Raw genomic sequence first — 7,076 nt, 5'->3', positions numbered from 1 at the left:
TTGTTCGGGTGTTGGGTAAAATCGAAACGAATAGGCTTTTTCCATGTCTCACATTTTAGCATATATTTGGTAAATGCGCTAGTATTTAACGGTAAAGCCGTCGTAGAACGACGGGGTTTCAGACCCAAAATTTTCGATGAGACAATTTATCAAATTTTCGGTTCGAGAAATGAGCGAACGGTGAGTCACTAACCGACCTATCTCAACCCTAACAGCATCAAAACGTTGATCCCTGGGGTGATAGGATAAAAGCTGCCTGCCGATGGGTTCGCCCCTGGTTTGCTCAAGGATTACTTAGGATACTGACGCGGACTTTTTCACCATTTTGCAAAGGTTTACTACTATTAACGACGAAACGCTCCCCCGGTTCAAGTCCAGTGATAATTTCTACTTGACCGTCGAGCGCTTGACCGAGACGAACGGGACGTTTTTCCACTTGCGAGTTAGACTCGGAAAGGACGAAAATTGCCGCGGATTCCCCTTGACTGACAATTGCTGTTTCGGGAACAATCACCTGAGGGGCAGAATTATTATTAAACCGCACCCGGGCCAATAATCCCCCTTTGATTAAACCATCCCCATTGGGTAGAGCAATCTCCACAGGAATCCGCCGGGCCGTGCCTTGGCTGAGGGGAAAAATCCTGGTGATGCGACCGGAAAAATTTCTATCACCGAAAGCATCAAGGCTGACATTAACCTTTTGTCCTAAATTAATCGTTTTTAAATCCAATTCCGATAATAATACTACCACCTTGACCTGCTGAAAATCGCCAATTTTGAGGACTTCATCGCCGATACTGACTAAATCCCCCGGCTCTTTCAGTTTTTCGATAACTATCCCCGTCGCCGGTGATTTAAGAATAGCGTAGGCCTGACGTTGTTGTTCCTGAGCGATGACCGATTTTTGGGCGGCAATTCTGCCGATAATTGCCGCCACCACCTGCTCCTCGACTTTAATTCTTGATCGCCCGCTATTAACGGCTTTTAAAGCTACTGCTGCCGTAGTTTGGGCTGTTTCGGCCTGTTGCAGGGGAATCGCTCCTTCTAGGGCTAATTTTTGCTGGCGCTCGCCATCATTTTTGGCCTGTTGGTATTGTAGTTGTAGGCGCTCCACTTCAATTTCAGCGTTACTGACTTCAATTCTCGCCCGGGCTAATTCCGCTTCTAGGGACGACAGGGCGGCTTTTTCTTGCCGGACAACGGTGGCAAGGAGACGATCATCAACATGAGCGAGGATTTGTCCTAATTGCACCTCATCTCCCACATCGACGACGAGATTAAGTAACTGACCGGTGGCTTGCGATCGCAGAGAAACGACTTTTAAAGGTCGGGTAGTTCCCGTGTAATCGAGATTGCGTCCGATGGTTGCCGGTTTAGCCGTGGTGACGTTGACGGTAGTAGTACGGGCTGCCGGTGGCAGTGGTTGGGTTTCGGTCTGGGGAGAACAACTCGCGCTTAAGGATAAGATAACCAGAGCGGAAAGGATAATCGGAGTCGATCCCATGGCGATAATCTTGGTAGAAAGCTGCTTTTGAGTCGATGGTCGCTTATTCTTCGTCCCAAGCTTCTACCGCTACCACTTCGCTGAGAGGGTCTTGCATGGAGAAACCGAAATCGAGCAACTCTTGCTTCCAGTATGCCCAATCATCTCCGTATAAAAGAGCGAGTTTCCAGATACTATCGCTAGGTTTGACTACTTTTGCATCTATCCACTTGCTAACCTTGCGTTGAAACTTCACCATCGGGTGAGCTACAGCTTGTTTGGTCATAAATTCAATTGCTATGAAAACTTCGGATTTTGCGCTTCCCGACTAAACTAACTCAAGACTAAGACTTTTGCCATTGCAAAGGAGCGAGAAGCGCGTTTACTAACTTACTTGTACACCAGATCTCTGGTTTTAGGCAAGTCTTTTTGACCAAAAGTACGGTAATTACTACTATCGGGTTTGCGGCAAAAAGTTTTTCGGTGGTGGCAGGGTGTGGGGTTTTACCAGTTTTGAGGTGGCCAATTACCTAATTTTCAGGGAAAAAGTGCCTAAATTTCCCCCCGATCACTCCCATATCCAGTACTTTTTGATTGACAAAAGGTCTAAAAGTCTTAAAGCCCTACTATAGATTAGTATAACCAGAGGCCACAATCATGGAACCGATGCCTCGATCGGTGAAAATTTCCAGTAAAAGGGCGTGGGGAAGACGACCATCGATAATATGAGCAGCCTGAACTCCCTGGGCTAGCGATCGCACGCAGCAGCCAACTTTGGGAATCATCCCACCAGCAACGATGCCTTTTTGAATCAACTCCCGGGCCTGTTGGATATCCAATTTAGCCAATAAAGTGGAAGGATCTTTGTAATTCTCGAAAATTCCGGCTGTATCAGTCATCAAAATCAGTTTAGCTGCCCCTAAAGCCGCCGCTATTTCTCCGGCTACCGTATCGGCATTGATATTATGAGCTTGGCCGGTTTCATCGGCGGCCACACTGGAAATCACGGGAATATAGCCACTATTAACCAAGGATTCGACGACGCTAGTATCGACACTGCTCACTTCTCCCACAAAACCAATGCCCTCTTTACCCACGGGACGAGCAGTGATCAGATTGCCATCCTTACCGCATAATCCTACCGCTTTACCGCCGGCTTGATTGATCAGGGCAACAATTTCTTTATTGACGCGTCCGACTAGCACCATTTCTACCACATCCATGGTGGCGGCATCGGTGACGCGTAAACCGTCTTTAAATTGGGGTTCAATGCCTAATTTATCCAGCCAACTATTGATTTCTGGACCGCCACCGTGGACAATAACGGGACGAACTCCCACACAGGAGAGAAAAACGATATCTCGCATGACCGTGTCTTTGATATCGCTGTTATTCATGGCCGCACCACCGTATTTAACCACTACGGTACGACCGCGAAATTCTTGTATATAGGGTAGGGCCTCGCTGAGGATTTTCACCCGTTGGGCATCGTTTTCGTGGGTATTATTGTTCATGCTTTTTTACTTGTCTGATTCAGTGATCAGTTTAGCGGTTTCGGGTTTGACAAAAACTGTTCACCTTGAACGGATTTCTAGAAAGTCTTAGAGTTGCAGAATTTTTCGACGCAACGGACAAAAATCTCGACTCCCATCGCTAACACCGATTCATCAAAATCAAAGCGGGGATGATGGTGGGGATAGGCTAATCCTAATTCGGGATTGGCAGACCCCAAGAAGAAATAACAGCCCGGTACTTCCTGTAAAAAGAAGGACATATCTTCCCCTCCCATGGTTTGACATTCGGGAACGATTCCGGCTGGGGTTTCCACCACTTGTGCGGCGATTGAGCGCACTAATTCCGCCATCTGATCATGATTGATTACCGGGGGATACAATTGCCAGTAATCGAATTGATAACTAGCCCCCTGACTTTGGCAGATGCCCGCGATAATTTCTGCCATCCGTTGTCGGAAATAGCCCCCTAACTGGGGATTGAAATAGCGCACCGTCCCACTGAGATTAGCACTATCGGCGATCACGTTTCTAGCGGTTCCCGCTGCTAATTTACCCACAGTCACCACGGCAGCATCGAGGGGGTTAAGGTTGCGGGCGACGATAGTTTGCAAGGCGTTGACGATTTGGGCCGCCACCAGTAGTGAATCGACGGTTTGATGGGGAATTGCCCCGTGGCCGCCCCGGCCTTGAATCTGGAGATCGAAACATTCCACCGCCGCCATTAAGGGACCATTTTTCACGCCCACTGTCCCTAAAGGCAGATTATTCCAGAGATGCAGCCCGATAATTCCGTCCACGTCGGGATTTTTCAGCACTCCCGCTTCGATCATCGGTTTCGCCCCCCCCGGCCCCTCTTCGGCGGGTTGGAAAATAATTTTTACTTTTCCCTTGACATGGTGACGGTTTTGTGCTGTGTGAACTGCCGTGCCGAGGGCGATCGCTGTGTGGCCATCGTGACCACAGGCGTGCATTTGGCCCGGATGTTGGGAACAATAGGGGACTTGGTTTTCTTCGGCGATCGGTAGTGCATCCATATCGGCCCGCAGGGCTAAAACCGGCCCCGGTTGACTGCCTTCGATGGTGGCGACAATTCCGGTGCCGGCGATGCCAGTTTGATGCTCAATTCCGTATTTAGTCAGGGTTTGACTGATTAAGGAGGCGGTGAGGTGTTCTTGAAAGCCTAGTTCTGGTTTTTGGTGTATTTGTCGGCGCCAGTGAACCAATTGCGGCTGCAGGGAACGAATAGCAAGGCGAATTTGAGGGCAATTTAAGCTATTAGGAACGGGAAAGGAGGAAATCATCGGGTTCGGACGGCTAGATTTTTTGATCACCGGTTTCTAGTTTAACGTCAGGAGACACCCCACACCCCACACCCTACACCCCACACCGCACTCCCCTCTCCCCTCTCCCTTCTTTACAAAACTTCATCGTAATTGGAGGGCTGGAAAGGGCAATCCTTGGGTAATAGGGGAAGGGAAAGGGGGAAAATATTAAAAAAAACTTAAAATTTTTATCTTGCTGCCCTTTATACCCTTAAAGCCTTGCTGTCTCTGATTTCCCGACGGTGAGAGGCTTTGAGCCATGGTCATCAATTCCTGACCAACTCGATCGAGTTATTGTTAAGTGACTGTTACAAAAAGACAGCAAAAAACTTAATAATATGTAACAAACAAAGTTTCGACAGCAGTGTATAAATTTAATTTGAGGGGCCAAGATAACAGACAAAAGTTAAGCTGGATACTTGTTTAACCTCCTTAAGTGATTTATGAGAGAGCCATGAAGTTTTTTCAGGTTTCTTAAAGTAGGTCGCAACAATCACGGTCAAGGCTCGTCCAGGCTCACCGTGAAATCCCTTAAGAGGGAAAACCATTTAATTGCAAGCAAATCCCATTTAAATTTAGGAGATTGTCACAATGTTTGACGCATTCACCCGGGTAGTATCCCAAGCTGATGCTCGCGGCGAATATTTAAGCTCTTCCCAACTAGACGCTCTGAGCGCCATGGTTGCCGACAGCAACAAACGGATGGACTCTGTTAACCGGATCACCAGTAACGCTTCCACCATCGTTGCTAACGCCGCTCGTAGCCTGTTCGCTGAACAGCCCCAACTGATCACCCCCGGTGGTAATGCCTACACCAGCCGTCGTATGGCCGCTTGCTTACGCGACATGGAAATCATCTTGCGCTATGTTACCTACGCTACCTTCGCTGGCGACGGCAGTGTTCTCGATGATCGTTGCTTAAATGGTCTTCGCGAAACCTATGTAGCTTTAGGAGTACCTGGAGCTTCCGTAGCCGCTGGCGTAAGCAAAATGAAAGAAGCTGCTTTGTCCATCGCTAACGATCGCAACGGTGTCACCCCTGGCGATTGCAGTGCTTTAATGTCTGAAATTGCCAGCTACTTCGACCGCGCCGCCGCTGCTGTCGCCTAGTCCCTGGGGCTAGTCTCAATTGAACCGTAGGAAACTTATTGCAAGATTATTGGGAGATACCAAACAATGAAAACCCCCCTTACCGAAGCCGTAGCAGCCGCTGATTCTCAAGGACGTTTCTTAAGCAGCACCGAAATCCAAGTTGCTTTCGGTCGTTTTCGTCAAGCTTCTGCCAGCCTCACCGCCGCTAAAGCGTTAACCGAAAAAGCTAATTCTTTAATCTCCGGTGCTGCTCAAGCAGTGTACAACAAGTACCCCTACACCACCCAAATGCAAGGGGCTAACTTTGCGGCGGACCAACGCGGTAAAGACAAATGCGCTCGTGACATCGGTTACTACCTCCGCATGGTGACCTACTGCTTAGTTGCTGGTGGAACCGGTCCGATGGACGAGTACCTCATCGCTGGTATCGACGAAATCAACCGCACCTTCGACCTGTCTCCTAGCTGGTACATCGAAGCCCTCAAATACATCAAAGCCAACCATGGTTTAAGTGGCGACCCTGCGGTAGAAGCCAACTCCTATATCGACTACGCGATCAACGCTCTCAGCTAGTCCGATCAAAAAAACTGCTGGTCTGGAAAGACAGGAGGTTGTTAGCAAAAGGGTTAGCAATCACCTGTTCTTCCAGACCTTGTTATATCCATATACAGTTAGTTTCAGGAGGATCGACGATGACTAGCTTAATGGCAGCCCAAAGACTGGGATTTGAACCCTACAACGGTTCCCCCCGCTTGGAATTACGCGCCACCGACAGTGATGAACAGGTAGAAGTGGTGATCCGCGGGGCCTATCGACAGATCTTGGGCAACGAGCATCTGATGTCCAGCGAGCGCCTAATCAGCCTAGAATCCCTCTTACGCAATCGTTCGATTAGCGTCAGGGATTTTGTTCGGGCGATCGCTCAATCAGAACTATATCGGCAGAAATTTTTCCACAGCAATCCCCAAAATCGCTTTATCGAGTTGAATTATAAACACCTGCTCGGTCGCGCTCCCTACGATCAAGCTGAGATCGCTTTCCACACCGATCTCTACAATCAACAGGGTTACGAAGCAGAAATTAATTCCTATTTCGATTCCCCCGAATACAACCAACATTTCGGCCAGAACATTGTCCCCTACTATCGTGGTTTCGCTACCCAGACGGGTCAGAAAACCGTCGGTTTTAGTCGGCTGTTCCAAGTCTATCGCGGTTATGCGACCAGCGATCGTGCGCCGTTAAAAGAGGGAAAACTGACCAGGGAACTAGCCTATAACAGTGCTTCCCCCGTTTATATTAACGGAACTGGTCAATCCTTAACCGGATTAGCTGGGGGCGATCGGGGCAAATTCTATCGCTTGCGCGTGGTGAGTGGCGCAAAAGTGGGACGACAAACCCGTGTGCGTCGCAGTGTGAGCGAGTATCTCGTTGCCTACGAGCAACTATCGAACAAATTGCAAGAAATCAACCGTCAAGGCGGCCAGGTAATCGAACTGATCCTCGCCTAGCTTTGAGCGGTCAGAAATTGACATCCTCGCCGCCCTAAAAGTGCGGCGATTCCTAAACCTCACGATTTAAGTTTCTGCTTCAACCACCGTTGCATACCACGGTTAAAAAACCATGTACTGTCTTACACAAAGTCCACAGACTTTCGCGACCTTTCAG

At 48.7% G+C, this 7,076-nt stretch carries 8 protein-coding genes; 3 read left to right on the top strand and 5 right to left on the bottom strand.

What is annotated here, in order from left to right:
* The 5 genes from IM479_RS22655 to IM479_RS12120 form a co-directional block, all read right to left on the bottom strand.
* Positions 1-45: helix-turn-helix domain-containing protein (locus IM479_RS22655; protein ID WP_353737100.1), on the bottom strand; the 45-nt coding region annotated here is incomplete at its 3' end.
* 238 nt (positions 46-283) lie between these two features.
* Complete coding sequence (locus IM479_RS12135) at positions 284-1,504, bottom strand: efflux RND transporter periplasmic adaptor subunit (RefSeq protein ID WP_287685057.1); 1,221 nt, start codon at positions 1,502-1,504, stop codon at positions 284-286.
* 43 nt (positions 1,505-1,547) lie between these two features.
* Positions 1,548-1,769 carry a DUF4327 family protein gene (locus tag IM479_RS12130; RefSeq protein ID WP_286824362.1) on the bottom strand — a complete coding sequence of 74 codons (222 nt, stop codon included), beginning with the start codon at positions 1,767-1,769 and terminating at the stop codon, positions 1,548-1,550.
* A gap of 340 nt (positions 1,770-2,109) precedes the next feature.
* The gene (gene argB / locus IM479_RS12125; protein ID WP_287685056.1) at positions 2,110-2,997 is read right to left on the bottom strand and encodes an acetylglutamate kinase; all 888 of its coding nucleotides are present in this window, start codon (positions 2,995-2,997) and stop codon (positions 2,110-2,112) included.
* Between the two features lie 77 nt (positions 2,998-3,074).
* A complete protein-coding gene (locus IM479_RS12120) occupies positions 3,075-4,298 on the bottom strand; it encodes a M20 family metallopeptidase (RefSeq protein ID WP_287685058.1) in 1,224 nt (407 codons plus the stop codon).
* Between the two features lie 612 nt (positions 4,299-4,910).
* Between IM479_RS12120 and cpcB the strand changes: the two genes are divergently transcribed.
* The 3 genes from cpcB (at position 4,911) to IM479_RS12105 (ending at position 6,919) form a co-directional block, all read left to right on the top strand.
* Positions 4,911-5,429 (top strand): C-phycocyanin subunit beta, encoded by a 519-nt coding sequence (gene cpcB / locus IM479_RS12115; RefSeq protein ID WP_004268967.1) that lies wholly within the window; start codon positions 4,911-4,913, stop codon positions 5,427-5,429.
* A gap of 66 nt (positions 5,430-5,495) precedes the next feature.
* Positions 5,496-5,984, top strand: a complete 489-nt coding sequence (gene cpcA / locus IM479_RS12110) for a C-phycocyanin subunit alpha (protein WP_158199253.1) — start codon at positions 5,496-5,498, stop codon at positions 5,982-5,984.
* 119 nt (positions 5,985-6,103) lie between these two features.
* A complete protein-coding gene (locus tag IM479_RS12105; RefSeq protein WP_287685055.1) occupies positions 6,104-6,919 on the top strand; it encodes a phycobilisome linker polypeptide in 816 nt (271 codons plus the stop codon).
* The last annotated feature ends 157 nt before the right edge of the window (positions 6,920-7,076 follow it).

It is taken from the genome of Microcystis sp. M165S2 (genome assembly GCF_020245885.1).
In the GTDB taxonomy this organism is placed as follows: domain Bacteria; phylum Cyanobacteriota; class Cyanobacteriia; order Cyanobacteriales; family Microcystaceae; genus Microcystis.
Note: the sequence above shows the minus strand (reverse complement) of the source record. Positions and strands in the feature narration are given on the sequence as shown.